The organism is Arthrobacter sp. YAF34, assembly GCF_052113245.1.
Classification (GTDB): domain Bacteria; phylum Actinomycetota; class Actinomycetes; order Actinomycetales; family Micrococcaceae; genus Arthrobacter.
The window spans coordinates 272,033-290,147 of the sequence record NZ_JBFRCV010000005.1 but is presented as its reverse complement, the minus strand read 5'-3'; the positions used below and the strand labels follow the sequence as shown (position 1 = coordinate 290,147).

At 62.6% G+C, this 18,115-nt stretch carries 9 protein-coding genes; 3 read left to right on the top strand and 6 right to left on the bottom strand.

Annotated features, from left to right (window positions below):
* Positions 1-101: 101 nt before the first annotated feature.
* The 5 genes from drmB to AB4Y72_RS08715 form a co-directional block, all read right to left on the bottom strand.
* Positions 102-1,943, bottom strand: coding sequence for a DrmB family protein (drmB, locus tag AB4Y72_RS08735; protein WP_441425763.1), 1,842 nt, complete (start codon positions 1,941-1,943; stop codon positions 102-104).
* Positions 1,894-5,091 (bottom strand): helicase-related protein, encoded by a 3,198-nt coding sequence (locus tag AB4Y72_RS08730; protein WP_441425762.1) that lies wholly within the window; start codon positions 5,089-5,091, stop codon positions 1,894-1,896. Before AB4Y72_RS08730 ends, drmB begins: the two co-directional genes overlap by 50 nt.
* Entirely contained in the window at positions 5,088-6,608 is a 1,521-nt protein-coding gene (locus tag AB4Y72_RS08725; protein WP_441425761.1) for an NERD domain-containing protein, read from the bottom strand. Before AB4Y72_RS08725 ends, AB4Y72_RS08730 begins: the two co-directional genes overlap by 4 nt.
* The gene (locus AB4Y72_RS08720; RefSeq protein WP_441425760.1) at positions 6,605-11,320 is read right to left on the bottom strand and encodes a sacsin N-terminal ATP-binding-like domain-containing protein; all 4,716 of its coding nucleotides are present in this window, start codon (positions 11,318-11,320) and stop codon (positions 6,605-6,607) included. Before AB4Y72_RS08720 ends, AB4Y72_RS08725 begins: the two co-directional genes overlap by 4 nt.
* A gap of 357 nt (positions 11,321-11,677) precedes the next feature.
* Positions 11,678-12,535, bottom strand: a complete 858-nt coding sequence (locus AB4Y72_RS08715; RefSeq protein WP_441425759.1) for a DUF3883 domain-containing protein — start codon at positions 12,533-12,535, stop codon at positions 11,678-11,680.
* A 636-nt stretch (positions 12,536-13,171) separates the two neighbouring features.
* Between AB4Y72_RS08715 and AB4Y72_RS08710 the strand changes: the two genes are divergently transcribed.
* Positions 13,172-14,770: an SIR2 family protein gene (locus tag AB4Y72_RS08710; protein WP_441425758.1), complete on the top strand. Its 1,599-nt coding sequence runs from the start codon at positions 13,172-13,174 to the stop codon at positions 14,768-14,770.
* A 78-nt stretch (positions 14,771-14,848) separates the two neighbouring features.
* On the opposite strand, the gene AB4Y72_RS08705 is transcribed toward AB4Y72_RS08710, so the two are convergent.
* Positions 14,849-15,517: an NUDIX domain-containing protein gene (locus AB4Y72_RS08705; protein WP_441425757.1), complete on the bottom strand. Its 669-nt coding sequence runs from the start codon at positions 15,515-15,517 to the stop codon at positions 14,849-14,851.
* A 93-nt stretch (positions 15,518-15,610) separates the two neighbouring features.
* Here AB4Y72_RS08705 and AB4Y72_RS08700 point away from each other — a divergent pair, with 93 nt between their 5' ends.
* Together AB4Y72_RS08700 and AB4Y72_RS08695 are read left to right on the top strand one after the other, a co-directional pair.
* Positions 15,611-16,576 carry an ARPP-1 family domain-containing protein gene (locus tag AB4Y72_RS08700; RefSeq protein WP_441425756.1) on the top strand — a complete coding sequence of 322 codons (966 nt, stop codon included), beginning with the start codon at positions 15,611-15,613 and terminating at the stop codon, positions 16,574-16,576.
* Positions 16,573-18,066 carry an ADP-ribosylglycohydrolase family protein gene (locus AB4Y72_RS08695; RefSeq protein WP_441425755.1) on the top strand — a complete coding sequence of 498 codons (1,494 nt, stop codon included), beginning with the start codon at positions 16,573-16,575 and terminating at the stop codon, positions 18,064-18,066. Before AB4Y72_RS08700 ends, AB4Y72_RS08695 begins: the two co-directional genes overlap by 4 nt.
* Positions 18,067-18,115: the final 49 nt, after the last annotated feature.

The following is an 18,115-nucleotide window of genomic DNA, read 5'->3' as shown; positions in this document are numbered from 1 at the left end:
AGCCGCTGGCCGGTCCTCGCCGCTTGCGTTAATCACAGAGACCGAATTCGGTCCGCCAGCCCTCAGTCAGATCGGTAAATTCCAAGGCGAACCTTCTCACGTCAGACGGCACCCGCCGACCTAACTTCCTCCAGCACACCGTCCAGCAGTCCCGGGACATTGCTTCCGCCGAGCACGAGCTGTCGGTCAAGAAGCCGGTTTGCAGTTTCACAGGATGTCTCACTGACGAGCGAACACCCGTGGCAGGCCGACAGGTTCAGGCTTGATGCACCCTGCCTGTCGCTCTCAATACATACAGGGTCGTTGGAGCACACGTCGGCATCGTCGAGTGCTGCTAGGAGCAACGGCACCAACTTGTCTGGATCGCCGAGTCTTACCAGACCTCCGAGTGTGCCTTGGGCATCACCAGCTGCCGTATAGACCAGGATGCCTGCGGTGCGATCCGGTCGGTCGGCATGCGCGTAGATCCGCTCCTGAAGAGATGCCGAGGAATATCCACTGGCGTAGGCGAGACGGCGGATTAGCAGGTGCGCGATCGTGTGCAGAGCGACATAGCGTGGCTCGGGGACGTCGAGGCGGTGCGCCCATGGAGTCTCACTGCGTCTGTTGACGAGAATGCCAGCACGCGCTTGGACCTCTGGCCGGTTCTCCCACTCGTTAAGGAAATCCTCGTTGAACTGAAGAAAAATCCCCTCCCCATACATCTCGATTGCCGGGAGGGTGGGCTTTCGCTTGCCATCAATTGAGAGGTCTGCCCTGATCATCTCCGCATCGGCGGAGTAACGGCGGAAACCTTTGAGCGCACGGACCTCGCGAACCCTCCTGACTTGTCCGACGGCGGTCAGACGAGCAGCGAGCGCGGGGGGGACGCCCTGATGACTGCCAACGGTCCAGCTGTCTACGACAAAGTCGCCTTCGCTTATATCGCGTCCGGGTGTCTCCAGCTTCTTGAGGAAGGCTGCCCATTCGCCGTCCTTCAGGTCCAACAGGATGTCGTCCGTGGGTTCGTTGCCTCCGGCCGCGACAGTCAGGACCTCCTCAGCGCTGATGCCGAGCTCGCCCGCGATCCATTCGGCGACCATTTCAGACTGTGGGCCACCGTTGTCGGCCACGACCTTCTCGAAGAAGATGTGACCGCGGATGGCGTCGGCCGCTGCAGCCGGGCGGGGGCGCTCCTCAGGGATGTCGAGCGCGGAGATCCGTTCGGCGATGTAGTTGCCGGTGGCCCCGCGCTGCACCGCAAAGAGCTTGTGATCGCATACGTTGTCGGGGATTGGGTCCTGCCAGGGCTGGACGCCTTTGCATCGGATGCCGTCGCGGACGAGTGCGTCCTTGGTGACGAGGTCTGACATGGGCCTTGACCTCTTGCACCCACCGCATTCCACGCGCAGGGAGTTCAGGCCTTCACCGTGCTTGGCCGAACGAACGAACCGAAGCTCCTTGTAGGCACGGCAGACACGTACGGATTCAGTGACGCCAGCGTCGTGGCCGCGATGTGTCCACATGAACCAGGGAATGTCCTGTAAATGGCTGCCCTTCTCGCAGACGGCAACGTAGCGCATAGGGACGAGCGTGCCGGCGCAAGAGCACGTGTTCGTCCATTTTCCCTTATTTTTGCCGGTCTGCTGTGACAGCCGGGAGCACCTTTCGCAGAACCGCCAAGTTGGGAACCGCCAGTACAGGAGACCGAGGGTATCTTTTCCTGCACGACCGGAGTGAGTCGGTGCCTCGCGGAGGGTGCTTGGTCCGAGCCGCTCGACGAGACGGTCGCAGTGGATTTCGGGAGCGAAGCGCTTGTCCCACCACGAGGTGTCGGGAGCGATGAGGGACTCACCTCTGACATCTACGATTGCCCCGACCCCGAAAGGCGAGACGGTTTCCGACAGCCGAAGGTCATGCTTGATACGTTCCAATGGTTCCCTCCTCAAAAGGCTCGCGTACATCCACAGCCACGTTTGGTTCGACTGACCGCATGGAGTCGGCAACGAGCCAGCCCTCGCCCGACTGCCCGAAGCGCTTGAACAGTGCGGCGTCGGCCTGATTTTGACGGTCGTATAGGAGCTGAGACCCGGACTCTCGCGCATTACTCGCACGTCGGTCCCACTCGTTTAGTAGCACCCTGGCCCGCTCACGCGTATCGTCCCCCTCGACCTTGTCGGCACGCTGGACGAGGCTCACGAACCTATCGATGAGGGCGTCGATCGTCCCCCTCTGCGCTGCGTCGTCCAGATCCAGTCGACCGGCAGCGTCATTCTCGGCTAGCTCGGGCACCACATGACGGATGAGCGCGGTCAAAGCACCGGCGAGCGAGCGCTCGCGTGACGCCAGTGACCAGGGCGTCACGCTTGTTGGCTCGACATTCCGGTACAGAGCTTCGTGGTACCCGCGGAAGGTCTCGAAGTGCGAGCGGTCTCGCGCGCGGTTGGACCGGAACAACGTAGTGACGACACCTTGGACCTTGCCACGCCCTACCCTGCTTGTGGCTTGGATGTACTCTGACGTGGTCTTCGGCTGGCCGACCATCAGCATCAAAGCTAGGCGCGGGATGTCGATTCCCACGGAAAGCATGTTGGACGAGAGCACGACATCCACTGCTTGGTCCGAGCTATCCACACTGCGCCTGAGCTCACGCAGATCGTTCGGCAGTTCTTCGGGTCCACGACGGCTCGTGAGTTCGAGGACCCTTTCTGCCCTGACAATGCGGAGGTCGTGGCCGAGCCGCTCGGCTCTGGGTTCGAGGCGTGCGTTAACGTCGTCGACCACGAGCGTGCCGGTACGGCCGAGTTCGCGCAAGCTGTTGTGGTACATCACAGCGGTCCAGTAAGCGTCGCGGCTGACACCCGGGTTCCCCAACCTATCGAGCACTGCTGGAATCTCGATCAACGGCGAAGCGGCCGAAACTGTGGCAGACATCTGAGATAGAGCTTGCGGCATTAGCCCGAGGTACAGGCGCCCCTCGCCGCTGCTGACAGGCTGCGAGAAGAAAGTGCGATCGTCGTCGAGGCCCGACGGCGGGTACAGAGCGACTGCTCGCCCATACAGTCCCTGGACCTGTTCATCCGAGGACCTGATCGTCGCGGTGGAGGCTACGATCTTGGGCGACGCTCCGCCAGCGGAGAGCAACAGCTGAATTACGGCGTCGAAGACTGCAACTGTGGTTCCCAATGGGCCCGACAGCAGGTGCAGCTCGTCCTGGATGATCATAGACGGCTGACGGAACGGGGTATTCAGGCCGAGCAACCGCCCCGCTTCGGGACGGAATTGAAGCCGGGCGAACTTGTCAACGGTTGCCAGAAGAATCGTCGGCGGATTCTCGTAGAGCGCCTCGTCAACAACCGCGACCGGAAGCTCATCGCTGAACTCGCAGGAACTGTTGGTGCAGTGGATGACAACGTCGCGGCCGACAAGTCTGACGCCATACTCGCTCAACTTCGTAGACCGCGACCCAGGCAACAGCGCGGTAGCGCACCAAGGGCAGCTCTCAATCTGGAACTGATTCGCTTCCTCTGGGCGCGCTGCCTTATGTAGCCTTTCCAAAGCCGCTTTGGCGTCACGCCGCGATCCCGGGGTGACCTCATTGCCCACCCACAGGCCGATCGAGAAGGCCGCCATCCCCTTAACCCGCGGGTCGCCGAGCCTTCCCGGCCGGCGAAGGATTTCCATCGCGCAGACGAGTGAGGCCGCACGCTGGAACTGCTGTGAGGTCAGTAGGCGCAGCGTGTACCGGGTCAGTACCGCCGTGCCGCTGCCAGCTGGCCCTTCAACAATTCTGCGGCGGAAGATCTCGATCGCTGCGAGCCCCAGATAGGCCTCTGTCTTGCCGCCACCGGTCGGGAACCAAATCAGGTCGACTATCTCGCGCTCGGCGTGGGTCTCATCGACGGTCGAGGCAAGCGCGACCAACAGGAACCCGAGCTGAAACGGCCGCCAGCGCGGTTCCGATGGTTCGTCATGCCGGGTGAGCGCCGCCTGCCGCATTTGCAGGCGCATGGCAGCCATCGCGAGGGCGAACGCCGTGCGGATGTCGGACCTGTCGTCCTCCCGCAAGAGGGCAACGGCTTCACGCATGCGGCCGAGGGCCCCCACGGAGCGATCCACGATCCGCCTGGCGACGAAGGCATCGGAGTCGAATGAGCTGACCCGCGCATCTTCCGAGGTAACCCAGGCCCCGAAGGCGTCAACAAAAGCGTCCAGCGATGCGAGGACCTCGTCCGGTGTCGAGTCGAGGCGCGAGAGGTGGTCGAGACGCAGGGCCTGTGCCTCAGCTGCCGACTCATCGAAGGCTGTGGTCTCAATAGCCGGGACCACGAATGAGGGCACCGGTTCGAGCCATACCCGAGCGCAGTGGCCATCAACCATCTCCCAATTGGCGGCCATGCCGTGCCCGACAGCGTAGACCTTTCGGTTGCGGTATCGGAGCCGAAGCTCGGCGGACTCATCGTCGAGGTCCAAGGCTCTGGTGGTGTCGTACTCGAGCATCCGTCCGTGTTTCTTCGGTGTCACCGCAATCGCGGTCTGGTAGAGCATATTGACCGCGTCGAGGCGGTCGTCACCGGTCGACTGGGCAAGGACGCGTACGTGGACGGTCACGAGGAAGGCGTCGCCCAAGGTTCTCCACCGCGATCCGATCTGGATCGGCACGTCACCGGCAGTCTCGTCCCGGTGCGGCTGGTCGCTAGCAAGCTCGAGGCCTTCAAAGCTGAATGGCACACGCCGCCAACGTGGCGGACCGTCCCCTTCCACGGGGGTGTACGTCGCGCCAGTGAGGTCACACAGGACCGATGGCTGGCTAGTGACGAAGGAGATTGCAGCGGAGGACGGCCGCCAATCCTCAGCGATCGGAACGCTAGCTGCGGCCTCCTCCACTTCCCCGGACGAAGCGACGGCGCCGTCGAGATCGACCTCATCGAATTCGGGAGTGGCAGCGCCTTCGTCCGCGACTGGAGCGGCGATGTCACGTGGGAAGAGCATACCGACGGCGTATTGTCTGTTCGGAAGGTTCTCTAGGACCTCGTCATCGCCTCCGTCCGGCCCAAGATAGGCCGATCGCAAGTGGTCTAGCACCAAGCTTTGTGCATGGGTGAGGGTCATCCAGCCACCATCCTCTGCCGTACCAACCGTTGAAGTCGCTGTTTGTCGTCTTTGGACACCAGAACGTGGAGGGAAACCCGTGCCCGAGTAACGGCGACGTAGAATGCCGCTAGGCCAGCATCATCGAGCGGTTCGGGCAGCCCGCATACGATGACGTGCTCAGCTTCAAGGCCCTTGGCGAACCTCGGGGAAGTGACAATGATTCCATCGGCACCCTTCGCTGGCGCCGCAACCGACGACGGGTCGATGATCCAAATCTCGCTACGGCGGACCCCTTCTTGGACAAGCTTTGCGGCGACATCAGCCCCGTCCCGGACAGTGACCTGGCTCTCCCTTGTATGCCATTGGACTCGCTCGCCATGGACGATTCCAGGGTCACCGACATCCGCACCAAGGTACTCCTGGACGACGTGCACGATCGCCTTGGTGTTGCGCACGTTGAGGTCGAGGTCGACTGCCACGGCTTCGTCTGCAATTAGCGCAGCAACGTCCGCATCGTAGGCGCCATCGACGTGCGCCTGGTTGTTGGGGTCAAGGAACATGCGCCAGCGCCCGTTCCCTCGACCTCCGACGATCACTGCGTCGATCTGGTCCATGGCATCGGCGGTCATCATGTCTTGCGCCTCGTCGATGAAGACCACGTCATAACGTCCCGCCGTACCGAGGCTCTCGAATGGTACGACCTCCACTGGCCGAGAATCGAAGTGTGGGGCGAAGTACCGTGTAAGGGCAGGCGACCGGAACGTGACCAGCACGGAACGTCCTTGATCTGCTTCTTGTTTGGCAGCCTCGATTAGGACCATGGATTTCCCCGTTCCAGCGCCGCCGTGGACAAGCATGCGCTGGTTCCTCGCGAGCGCTCCAAGCACTCTCGCCTGCCCGGCGGTCGCGCGGTTCTGCTCCTCGATGACCGCTCCGCGCTGTGCGTCGATGACTGGCATCCGGGTGAATTCTCCGAACAGACGCGTCCGCAGGTCATCCATCCGAGCAAGCTTCTCCCCTACTGGAGCCGGACGGGCGCCCGCCACGACTGCATCCAGCGCTGTTGCGAGACCTGCAGAGGACATTTGGTCGCGCGCGAGCCAGTGCGTGGGTAGCCAGCCTACGGCATCCGGCGGCGTGTCGATGTCCGGGGTCACGACGACGGCCTCGTGGGCGAACCATCCGATACCTTGCTCCTTGAGGATGCTTCGGAGCGCGTAGCCGGCCGAGCGAGCCTGCTCCATGGGTGAAGTCGCAAGTCTGTGCCAGTCTCCGTGCCGATCGACTGTGTACCAGACACCATCGTGCTTGCGGACACCTCCCCCCTTGACCTCAATCACGATCACAATCCCTCGCCATAAAATCACGAAGTCTGCCTCGGCCTGCTGCTTGTAGGCGTGCGAACGGAGGTCCACCGAGTAAAAAGCCACTGCGTTAGGGTCGGTGTCTATATCTCGAAGGAGCCGAGCAAGCGATCGTTCCCCGGCGCTTACGGACTTCTTCTCAATGTCGGCCAGGCTTGGAACCAGGATCATCCCTGCTGCTCCTTCCAGAGCTCTTGGTAATCGTGGTATCCGAGGAAGTCGTTCATAGCACCCCAGTTGTCGGCAACGTCGACGATCAAGCACTCTTCCTTGCCGCCGTTCTCCTTACCGCGCAGTCCTCGTCCGGCCATCTGGATGTAAGCCCCAGGGCTGAAGGTTGGACGCGCGATGTACAGGGCGCGTACGCCCGGTGCGTCGAAACCCTGGACCAGCAAGTCACAGTTAGCGAGCACCTTGATTCCGCCATCCTGGAACTCCTTAATGACGTTCCGGCGTTCCTGGCGTCCGGTCTGGCCACTCACCGAGGCCGCCTTCACACCGCGATAACGCAAGGACGCGGCCAGCACCTGGGCGGATAGCACACTCGGCGTGAATACGAGGATCGGCCAGTCCGGATCCTGCTGCAGGATGTGCTCCACAAGGATTCGCATACGCTGCTCGTTACGGCCGATTCTCTCGTAGATGGAGCGGTCGATGAGCCGGCTCGACTGGAGCGTGTTGCGTTCCGCGTGACTGAGATCGACCTCGACGCCCGTCGGAAGCACCTCATGCCGGACGCTCGCGAGGACGCCGAGCTTGACGAGCTCCTTATATGCATCGGACTCGAACGCCGTGAGCCGCTTGGTACCGAACCTCGCGACTAGCTCCTTGGTACCGCTGTGGTCTCCTGCCCGGCCCCTGAACGGGGTCGCCGATAGGCCCACCAACGGACGTTCCCAGTTACGTCCGTCCACGCCAAGCCATCGCAATATCGTCGTGTAGCGCGTCGATCCACCCGCACGATGTGCCTCGTCAATAAAGACCGCGGTCGGCTTGCTGAGCCACTCATAATCCGGGCGATCCATAATCGCCTCAATCTTGGCGTCTGTAGCGACGACTACGGAGAGCTCGGTGTCAGGCTCGTGGACTGTATTGGTGTCCCACAGCCGACAGATTGTCAGAGGGCGCTCGTCACCCAGGTATCGCCAGACTGTCTGGAAGGTCTGCACTGCCTGCTCGCACAACTCAGCGGACTGGGCTATCCACAGGATCGTCCCGGACAGGACCTCATCGACGAATAACTTGAGCGCCGTCTCAGTCGCCACACGGGTCTTGCCCGCTCCCGTCGGCAACTCGACCATTCCCTTCTGCGCGGGGCCGTCCGCCGACGGCTGGGTCAGAACCGTCCGAAGCTCCTCGCTGATCTTCTTCTGGTAGCTGTGGAACTTGTTGAGTCGGACGGCTCCGGCAACTATGAATTCTTCCGGACGCGGTTGGTTCCGCTGCCCTGCGAACTCCGGGCCGAAGCCCATCTTGCGCACCCAAGAAATGGCTGCCGGGGTACCCGCCCAGGCCGACGGTACGTCCGAGAAACCCTCCTCCCGAAAGCGATCCGCAAGTATTCTCAGCGAATCGGAGCCGTAGACGGTCAGGAAGAGCTCGGCGACCGAGGTGTTGTCGTCAACGAGCCCCTGGGCCTCCAACGCGGTCCACAGGCCAGTCGGCAGCGCGTCCCGCAAATCGTCGGGCCCGATGTACAAATCGAGACGATCAGCGTCGGACTCGATTGCTTGCGCCTGCTGACGCAGGAGTTCCAGCCGATGGTCGAGCCCGGCCTTTAGCACCGCCGCCAGCCGCGAGTTGTCGAGGCGAAGGCCGAATGCTTCGTTCACGAAACCCAAGATCCGTCGTTCGTCGGCATCGTTACTAACAATCAGCTCAGACCCATCGAGGTGCCAGTCCAATGGCTGATCCTCGACACCATCCTCGGTGGTTACGCGCTTGGCTATCTGGAGCGCCCGGGAAACCCTGGAGGAGCCCAGACGCACTCCGAACTCCTTACGCAGCCCGGTGTACACGTCGAGGATCCGCTGAGCGTCCTGCTGCCCGTCGACAACCATGGAGAAAGAGAAACTGTCTTCGAACCGACGACAACCCACGAACTCGACCATCTCGTCAATCTGCTCCGTCGCTACCCGCAGATACGGGCGTTGGCGGGTGCGCAGGAATTCCTCCTGCTCGTCGGTCGTGGCGAGGTAGACGGTCGAAGGTGCATGCGCCTCAATCGTCTGCTTGACACGCGCCGGCACCGTCGCAGGTTTAGTGCCCGCGAGTCCGATCTTGCTCGCAGTCAGCACGAACTCGATGAGGGTGCCGTTGTCGTCCACACGTGGGAAGAGCTCGCCCTCAAGCATCTCGCGCAGGACGTGAGGGGGGACCGCATCGAGCGTGTCCGGGAGGTCGAGTACGTTCAACGCCTGGTGCGGCCCCTTGTAGAGCGGCAATAGGCCACCGAAACGCACCAACGAGGGCGCGACGACGTCACGCAGCGGACGGTATCCGCGGGTCGTATTCAACAGGCCCGCCTGCTCGATCGCCCAACGCGCAGGTGACGTAGCCGCGAATGTACGTCCAGTGTCGGCGTCCTCAAAGATCCATTCCCCTTCGGCGAAGGAGAGAAGGGATGATGTCCAGTTCTCGCGGATCTGAGGTGACGCACCCGCGTCACGGAGCATGAAGAGCACCGAGAAGGGTCCTGGGCCTTCACCGGGGCTCAACTCGATGGACCTTATCGGCCTTTCACCAGGCCCTTGCTTCGCGTTAAGCTCGGTGAGCGTTGCCTCAACGAACGCGCCATACGCCAGCTCATCCTCCAGCGCAAAGTCCTTCACCGGCTGCTGCACCACACCCAGCCTGTGGGCGACGTCAGGTACGCAGCGACGACGGTCGAGGAGCCGCGATGCGACATCGTCAGGGAGAACAACGTCAAGGTCGATCACCTGCTGCGGCCAGGCCCAGCCACCGTCACGAGTCGGCACTTTGATCGACGCCCTCGACGACCCCATTAACTTCGCAGCAGCAGGGGCGGCCACCGACAGAACAGCGTCCCATAGCTTGACAAGGTCGTCGTCATGAGGTTCAACGGGAAGAGTAGCCAGCCGTGCGTTGAGGATTGCCTCGGGGTCGAGGTCCCGGAACCCTCGTCCCCGGAGGAGCACTTCGACGCCTTCCTGGGCGAGGAATGCGGTGTCTACGAAGACGGCCCCTTCTATTTCAAGGTCTTCCTCTTGGTGGAGGAAGACAATGTCCCTATCGATTAGTGCACGCATGCCTGCCGACGTCGGGATTACCTTGGCCGTCGCAATCTCATCAAGACCAGGGTTTTTACTAACAGTGCGGAACGCATTGGCCGCCGACGTGGGGTCATCACCCTCGGCCCACTCTCGGAGCCAAGACAGAAGGCCTCTCTTCGGCATCTGCTCCAAAGCCAGTTTGGTGTCCCGTGCGCTCGGATCGAAGTTAGAACTGGTCGCGGCTAGGAGTAGATCCCGCAGACGGGACGCGCGTGTGCTATTCGAATAACAGCGCCAATGCGGGACATCGTCCCCTGTGTTCGGAGACAGGATCCAGCCCTTATGAACAGGCTCCTCGAAGCGGACGGTTAGATCGAGCGGGCGCAGTTCAGCACCATTGCAAAGTACAGCTACAGCATTTGGAATGAGCGCGTCCGCTCCCGCGAGTCGCAGCACATGCGATGACAAGTTCTCGTCGCCAAAACCGTGGCTTTCCTGGCCACGGCCGCGGGCGGGCATGTAGTCCAGGTGTGCTGCGGGGTCGGCTTGGGTCCTAAGCCGAGGCAAGAGACCCACGAAAATCTCGGCAAGTGTTCGAAGCATTTCCCGGTTGTACTCGTTCTTGAGCAGGGTAGTCCGGTCATCGTTTACGCTCCAAGGCGCGTTGAACAGCGCAGACGCGGATGTGGTGTCCTGCAAGCGGAAATAGGACCAGAACTGGCCGATCCGCAGAAGATTCTGTTGGGCTGGTACCGCAACTGTAACCTTGACCTCGCTGCGCGACACCGCTTCTCCAACCAGCTTTCGCGCCTCGGCCGAGGGGGCGTGCATCCGGCTCTCGACCATCCACTCGCTACCTTCGCCATCGGGGCCTTCAATCCTAAGGACTCCCCCGCCCAAGTCTCGAGAGACATGGGTAGTTTCAAAGGGGTCAGGACCAACGACACGGAGCTTGACTTCACGAACAGCCTCAACAAAAAGCAGGAACTCCGAGTTGAAATTCTCGATCTCCTCGCGAAGGTGCTCAAGGTTGGATGCGAACGGGAGCTTCACGATCGTGGACGCCCAGACTGCCAGCTCAGCAAGGACCGCATCTTCCTGGATCTCTTTTGCTGCATCCAGGAGTGTCGCCGTACGTAGGACCGGAAGTCGCTGCCCGGTTGATACCCCGGCAAGGGCCTGGCGTGCGTGTGAGGAGTTGAACTCGAATGAGACGGACCGGCTAATCACTTGCGGCGACTCGCTCACGGCAAGTACCGACTTGAACCCGAGACCGAAACGCCCAATCTCATCACCACGCTTGCCACTGAGGTGTGCGTGCGTAATGGCGACTAATCCGGACTTCGAAAAGGGGCGTCCCGAGTTTGCGCAGTAGAGGGTGCGCGAAGCGAAATCGAGTACGATCTCAACTCTTCCGACGCCACCCAACTCGGCGTCATCCCCACCAGCCATCGCGTCGGCTGCATTCTGGACAAGTTCGAGAAGTGTGCGATTTGCATATCCCCCGGTCCGGATTGACTCCTCGTGGTTCGCATGCTCAGCGATCAACGTGGGCTTCGCCCTATAGGCAGCTATCGCACTCGCAAACTGATCGTTTATTTCCCGAACCAGCACTTCGTCGGCGACCCAGCCGGTAGTTGCTTGTGCCATCCACTCCCCCAAATCTTGCCGATGCTGCCTTGCACGGTCGTGGCAGGCACCGACGCCTAAAACAAAGATAAATATGATGCAAAAACAAGTTCTACCATGCTGGAGCCTGGGGGCCGCGACACCTGCGCCAGATACTGACTCCGAGTCGTGAACAGGCCCTTCAGGAATCAACAAATTCAGGCCTTGGAACGCTCGGGCGGTGCGACATCAAGTTGCACAACAACCTCCCAGCCGGCGCGTACGGCCGCGCCGGTGCGCGCAGGCGGCCTTATCCCCCTATCGTGTCTAAGCCGAGGAAGCCTCCGCATGCCCGTAGTTACGATTTCAGGCGTACTCATCATCCGGCTCGAGTAAAAGTCAGTGGGCCAAGGCTGGACGCGGCAGGGCCGAAAAGCCGTTCGATTCAAGGACGCAGCTGGCGTCCAGACTGCCGCGTAGTCGGAACCATGCCGGAGCATGCCCGAAGTTGAAAACGCGAACCAGCTGATAGAAATCGGATTGCTCTCTGGATACTTTTAGCTCATTAGTCGTTACAAAAAAAGCTGTTTCCGCGCGGGATCTCGTCGTTTTTACCTCGATCAGCTTTTCCTTGCCGCTCTCTTCAAACGAAAGGATGTCATAGCCGTCTCCGTCACCGCGCGACCGGCTGACGTGATCGATTTTCCGGGCCAGGTTGGCTTTGCCCGCTTTGACAAGTCGTCGATGTTCGAGGTCCGCTACGGCAAGTTCGCCAGCCAGCCCGAGCGCCCGGTTTCTGGCTTCAATTGCAGCGTAGTCCGGGCGGCCGATTTGGGCCCTCATCGGATTCGATGCGTCCGGGACAATTATCGATGGAACGCTGGAGTTGACGAAATCAAGAGCGCCAACTGGCCTCACCTCGGGCGCTTGCAAAGCTTCGGCGAGTACGAGCTCGATGATGGATGGGCTTGATGCCAACTGGCGCTGTACCTCGGGAACCACCGACTGCTGGTAGTTCTGAGCCGGCTGGTAACCGCGGATGGGCCTCAAACCAAGTTTCATCAGCACTGCCGAGACGTTTTGGTGTTTGAACTCAACAGCTGATTCAGACCTGTTGGAGAGCAGCGGCAGAAGCGCCTTCCGGTGTTGGCTCTTGTTGTACGGCTGTCCGGATACCTCCAGTCGCAGCATGTCCAAGTAGCTTCGCACGGTCGCTGCCACTTCAGCTTCCGACCAATCCGTTGGTTTGCCTGCCATGCCGCCCCCCATACCTGAAATATCAATTGCTCCGGGCCAGGCTACATCACGCAATTGAGCGCAGGGGGCTTTTGACGGCGCGGAATAGATGAGTGATGAGCCGTTAGGAGCAACGCAGAGGGCTAGGTCAGCTTTGGGAGCGGTTCCCATCACCTCCGTTCCACGTCCCCAGGAAAATCACAAGAAACGATCTCAAGCTCGCGCTGACGGCTGACCGGCGGAAATGGCTAAGCCGCCAGCAGGAGGAGCCACCTTCGAGACGTGACTTGTTACAGGTACGCTCCGGGACGTTGGAAGGCCGGACGGGCACTTGGCCGGGGGTGAGGCGGAACCTCGACCAGAGCTTGTCGAGCCGTTGCTCTCCACGAGAGAGGCAAGATACGGGTTCCAGCAAATCACTTGCGTGGAGGCTGGCTTCGCTACCGAATATCGCTCCTAGATTGGCTCCGGACTGCCGAACCTGATGCAGACCGATATAGCGCCCCGTCGTGAGCATCTTTCGTGCAGACCCCCGGGGCTGTCGCTGATCTGCCGCTCTCCCAATAAAGTTAGCCACAGCACCAGAACGTTCGCCGGAACGGTTGGCAGGCCGGGCGCCGCAAACGAAATGTAGAGCAACAGGGTAGAGGTACAAAAATGACTGACTCACACCTATTCGTGACAATGGGGAACATTTTGCGCTTCCGCTGCGACGCCTGGCTAGCTCCGACCGACGAAGAGCTCAACTTTCACGACGGTTGGACGGACGGAGTCAAGGAGCTGGCCGAAGCTGCATTTGCGTCTGCCGGTCCGTCGTTCCGGCAGGGGAAAGCCTTCGCGGTGGCAGCAGAGGACTGGCCCCGCGATGAACCCCTTCCAGTCTTCACGTCAGTCCCGTTTCGAGGTGTGGAGTCAGCTAACGACTTGGGTCCTAGGATTGCGGCGTTCCTCCACGAGGCGGCACGCGCAGTCTTGTTGAGTCCGCGCGCCGGGACAGTACAATCACGCCGGGTGCCCTTGCTAGCACTTCCTTTCTTCGGCACAGCAGCCGGAGGCGGAGATCTTCAGCGAGGGGAGATCATGCGCACCATCCTTCGGACTATCGTCCGAGAATTGCCAAGGCTGGAATGTGATGTTGTCCTGATCCTCAAGGACGAAGCCGCGTTCGCTCTCGCTCAAGATATCCGCAGAGCAAACGAGGACACCTACTGGTCGCGGCTTTGCCAGGAGCACTTGGCCCAAGCCAAGAACCTGGCTCTCAAGGCCAGGAGAGGGCGGCTAGTTCCTTTCATGGGCTCTGGGGTGAGCGTCACGGCAGGTGCCCCTTCCTGGGAAGGTCTGCTGGACAAGCTGGCAGAAAGCGTCGGTTTGGACGGCGGTTTGGCGATGCCGTTTCGGAAGCTCAGTCCCCTTGACCAAGCCAATATCCTGCAGTCCTTGCACGAATCGCGGCAAAGAACCGCTGATGAGGAGAGAGGATCTTTTGGCTCCCTCGTGGCGAGCTTCGTGAGAGTTGAAAAATACGGACTCGCACCCACGCTTTTGGCGAATCTGCCATCTGACGGAGCGATCACGCTGAACTACGATTCGCTTTTCGAGACCGCGAGTGCCGATGCAAGTCGGAATCGGGCCATAATCCCCCAAGATTCGACGACCGCAAATGTCGACACGGGTTCGCGTTGGCTCCTCAAGCTTCATGGCTCCGTTTCACAGCCGGACTCAATCGTGCTGACGCGCGATGACTACCTCGGCTACAACACGAATCGGGAGGCCTTGTCAGCACTCGTCAAAGCGCACCTGATGACCCACCATTTGCTGTTCGTCGGCTTCGGACTGAAGGACGATCACTTCCACGAAATAGTCCATGATGTTCGCCGCGCAATGCCCAATGATGCTGGCGGTTCCGGGAGTCTTGGCACGGTGCTAACGCTCAATACAGATCCGCTACAGGAACTCGCATGGAAGGATAAGCTCAGTTTTATTTCCATGGAGGATCCTTCGTCAAGCGACTCCGCGCGTACCCTGGAAATCTTTCTTGATGCCCTGACCTGCTATTCAACCGAGAGCCACTTCTACTTCCTGGCGCCCAAGTATGAAGGTGGACTCAATGCAAAGGAGAAGCAATTGAGAAGAGAAATTCTCAAGTTGAAGACTCTCCCGGCAGCTGTCGGCGAAAGCAGCGTAGTCGGAGTCATCGACGAAATGCTGAGGACCCTGGGTTGGTCCGAGAACGCATCCTACGAGGGGGAGCTCTAAAATTGCCGCTTACGTCAGCGGCGCCGAGAGCGCGCGATTAGCCCCAGAGCACGCGCAAAGACAGAGACTTCTCGAAAATTAATTGCCTCGCATCCACAGCCTTGACGGCCTCCCCCGCGTCCCGTCGGACATCCGGCCCGTTCCCGCCAGCTTCGGCTCCATGAATCGCCGGAACGTGTCGCGCATCAACGTCGAGTCCGCGACCGTCTCGTGCAGTTCCCGCAGGTCCTTCAGCGTGAACGGCTCCGCCAGCAGCTCCCCCGGGTCCGGCGCCTCCGCGTAGGCGGCCCGAAGCCACTCCACCGCCTTCGCCACTATGTCCGCGTGGCCGTACGGCAGCCCGGCTATCAGCTCCGGCTCCCCTGTCACGGAGGCCAGCCGGACGCCGTCGGACTTGAGCGCCTCCTCCAGAGCCGGGAGCGAGACCACGGCCACGTGCGCCACGGACAGCACCCAGCCGCGGTCGTCGCGCCCCGGCTCGTCAAAGACCTGGAGCTGGCGCGGCACGCGTCCGGAGATTCCGGCCTTCTCCCGCAGGCAGCGCAGCACCGCGTCCGCGAGGGTCTCGCGCTCCCGCAGAAAGGTGCCGGGCAGCGCCCACCGTCCGTGCTGATGATCCTCCGCGCGGCGCACCAGCAGCACGCAGACGGAATTGTCCGCCACCGTCAGCACCGCCGTGTCCACCGCCACCGAGGGGCGCGGGTAGTCGAGCAGGGACGTTCCGGGGCCGTTCTGGGAATCCTTCACGGGATTATTTATTTCAGTATTGCGCTAAAGATGCAAGCCGTGCATACTGGATTCAATTAGCGCAGAACTGATCTAAATCAACCGGAGGTTCCCATGAAAGTCCCCCAGCTCCACGTCGGCGCCGGCAGCACGCTCGGCCCGCTCAGCATCTTCCCCGTCTGGACCTCCGGTCCCGGCAGCCTCGGCATCAGCACCGGGACCCACGCCGACGTGGCCGTCACCGAACTCGCCAGCGGCGCCCAGGTCGCCCGGCTCACCGTCACCAACAACGGCCCGCACCCGGCCCTGCTCCTGGAAGGCGAACTGCTCGAGGGCGGCCAGCAGCACCGGACCTGCGCCCGCGACGTCGTCCTGGGCCCCGGCGAAACCCGCGACATCGACACCTTCTGCGTCGAGGCCGGCCGCTGGGAGGCCGGGGAAACCACCCACCGCCGGCAGGCGCGGCGCGCCCCGCTGAACGTCCGGTCCGAGCTGGCCAACGGCCCCGGCAGCCAGCGCGGAGGCAACCGACAGGGCCGCATCTGGGAGCGGGTCGGCCGCTTCGACGCAGCCCGAGGCGCCTCGGCGACCAGCTCCCTGCTCGAGCACATGGACCTATTCACAGAGGGCCGGAACGTGCGCAACCGCGTCGACGCCGCGGATGGCCCGACCGCCCTGGAAGGCCAGCGCGGCGTCGTGATCGGCCTGGGACAGCAGCCGCTGCTCCTGGAGGTCTTCGGCACCCACACGCTGTTCCGCCGGCACTACCGGCAGCTGATCGATTCCGCGCTGCTGGACCTGGAACTCCTCCCGCCCCAGGCGCTGGCGTCCGGTCCGATGCCGGGCCAGCGCGCCCGCGACTTCGCGGCCCGCGTCCAGGCGATGGACTTCGGCACGTTCGACGGCGGCGCAGCGGCCGTCGAGGTCCGGAGCCACGGTTCGCTCCGCAGCCGCAACATCGCCCGTGCCGCCGGCACGGTGTCCGCCGCCGGCATCGCCGTCGAACTTCCCACCCGCCGCCCCCAGCTGGCCCACCTGACCGGCTGGAACACCCAACACCCCCTGATGGAGTTGGCATGAAACTGACCCCCTTACAGAATGACCGCGCGGCCGGCGTCCTCGTCGCACTGGCCGCGGGCGACGCCCTCGGAGCCGGCTACGAGTTCGGCGCACCGCTGCCGGACGGCGTCGAGGTCACCATGAAAGGCGGCGGACCGTTCGGGTTCGCGCCGGCCGAGTGGACCGACGACACGTCCATGGCCATCCCGATCGCCCAGGCACTCCTTGAATCGGCGTCCGACGCCGGGGCCCCCTTCCCCGCGGCGCTCACCACAATCGTCCGGGCCTGGACCTCCTGGGCCGCCGAGGCCAGGGACGTCGGCGCCCAGACCAGCGCCGTCATCGCCGCCGCCGGTCGGCTGGCTTCTGATGCAGGCCGGAGCAAGGTCCGGGCCGCGGACTTCAGCGCCGCGGCCGCCGACTTCCATGCCCGCACCGGCCGGAGCGCCGGCAATGGTTCGCTGATGCGCACCGCACCACTGGCGCTTGCCTACCTGGACCGGGACCCGGCCGAGTTGATGGCTGCCGCCGGGGTACTGAGCGCTCTGACCCACGCCGACCCGGACGCGCAGGAAGCCTGCGGCCTGTGGTGCGTGGCGATCCGCGCGGCGGTGCTGACCGGGCGGATCGACGTCCGGGCCGGGCTGCCGCTGGTGTCCGCCGAGCGGGCGGCCCTGTGGCTGGAGCGGATCGAAGTTGCCGAGCGGTCCCGGCCCCGGAACTTCACCAATAATGGCTGGGTAGTCGAGGCGTTCCAGGGCGCCTGGAGCGCCATCCACTTTGCGGGCCTGTCGGCGTCCGGTCCGGCGCATCTGCGGGCGGCGCTGAAAGAGGCCGTCCGAGGCGGCCGGGACACCGACACCGTCGCCGCCATCGCGGGCGGCCTGCTCGGTGCCGCCTACGGCTACACGGCAGTGCCCTTCGAATGGCGGCGGCGCCTGCACGGATGGCCCGGGCTTCGGGCACGCGACCTCATGATGCTTGGCATGGAGCTGGGCCGGGGCGAGGGCCGGCGGCCCATGTCATGGCCGCGCGCCGAGCGCCAGGACTACAGCATGTGGAGCCGCACCGACGCACTCGTCCAGCACCCGCAGGACGCGGGCGTCTGGCTGGGCGGCGTCGGATCCCTCGCCAGGGCGGCCGATTTGGGAATCGACGCATTGGTATCGCTATGCCGGCTGGGGACTTTGGACGTGCCGGGTGTGGCGCCGGAAGACCACGCCACATTCTGGATCATCGACTCCCCCGTTGCGGAAGACAACGCGCACGCCGCTTTTGTGCTGGGCGACGCGGCGGCCGCCGTCGAACGTTTCCGCGCTGAAGGCAAGACAGTGCTGCTGCACTGCGTCCGCGCCGAGTCTCGGACTCCCACAGTGGCGGCGCTATACGGGGCGGGGGTCGCGAGGATCACGGCGTTGGAGGCACTGAAGGACCTGCGGCAGGTGCTGCCCGGGGCGCGGCCTAACGAGTTGTTCATGGAAGTCCTGACCAACAACACTGGCGCGGCATAGGATTGGGCCAAAATTGGGGATCTTTTCGACGCGTTTTCAACGCGGCAGT